Origin of the sequence: Stenotrophomonas ginsengisoli, from assembly GCF_001431485.1 — a bacterium.
In the GTDB taxonomy this organism is placed as follows: domain Bacteria; phylum Pseudomonadota; class Gammaproteobacteria; order Xanthomonadales; family Xanthomonadaceae; genus Stenotrophomonas; species Stenotrophomonas ginsengisoli.
This window is the reverse complement of sequence record NZ_LDJM01000097.1, coordinates 1-649: the sequence shown is the minus strand read 5'-3', so window position 1 is coordinate 649 and position 649 is coordinate 1. Positions and strand designations below refer to the sequence as shown.

The 649-nt window shown below is 65.5% G+C and carries 2 protein-coding genes; both read left to right on the top strand.

All coding sequences use genetic code 11. The features are described from left to right. The first annotated feature begins 40 nt into the window (after positions 1-40). A complete protein-coding gene (locus ABB30_RS15500; RefSeq protein WP_057639188.1) occupies positions 41-421 on the top strand; it encodes a DUF5671 domain-containing protein in 381 nt (126 codons plus the stop codon). Continuing rightward, a partial coding sequence (locus tag ABB30_RS15495) for a hypothetical protein (protein WP_152980807.1) occupies positions 418-649 on the top strand: 232 nt, incomplete at its 3' end. The genes ABB30_RS15500 and ABB30_RS15495, both read left to right, overlap by 4 nt.

Here is a 649-nt window from a genome sequence, read left to right as displayed (position 1 = left end):
TTCATACCGTCGGCAGCGTCAGTCGTGGTTATGAGACAGTGTGGCCCTGATCAACCCGGCCCTGCCCGACCCTGGCGTCATTGCCTACAGCGGAGTGCTCAACAGCTCCAGCGTACGTTTTTCGGTTTCCAGCCTGATCATCAGCTGGCCGTTGTTTGTGTGGCTGTCCGGGCGCATTGCCCGCGGCGTGGCCCGGCAACCGCTCAAGCGCCTGTCCCCGGTGCGCCGCTGGCTGACCTACCTGACCCTGTTCATTGCCGCATCCGTACTGATCGGCGACCTGATCAGCCTGGTCAACACCCTGCTCGGCGGTGAACTGACCCTGCGCTTTGCGCTGAAGACCGGCGTGATCGCGGTGCTGGCCGGCAGTGTGTTCGGCTGGTACCTGAATGACCTGCGCCAGGAGGAGGACCCGGCATGAAGACCCAATCCCTCGGACGCGTCCTGCTCATCGCCGCCAGCGTGTTGATCGTGGCCACCATCGCCTGCGTGATCGCCCTCACCCCCAGCCCGGCCGAGCATCGTCTGGTCCAGCGTGATGCAGCCGTGCTCAGCCACCTGGAGGAGCTGGGACAAGCCGGTGGAACTGTGGACACGCGAAACCGGCCAGCTGCCGCCGGACCTGGTCCCGGTGGTTGCCACGCCCGCA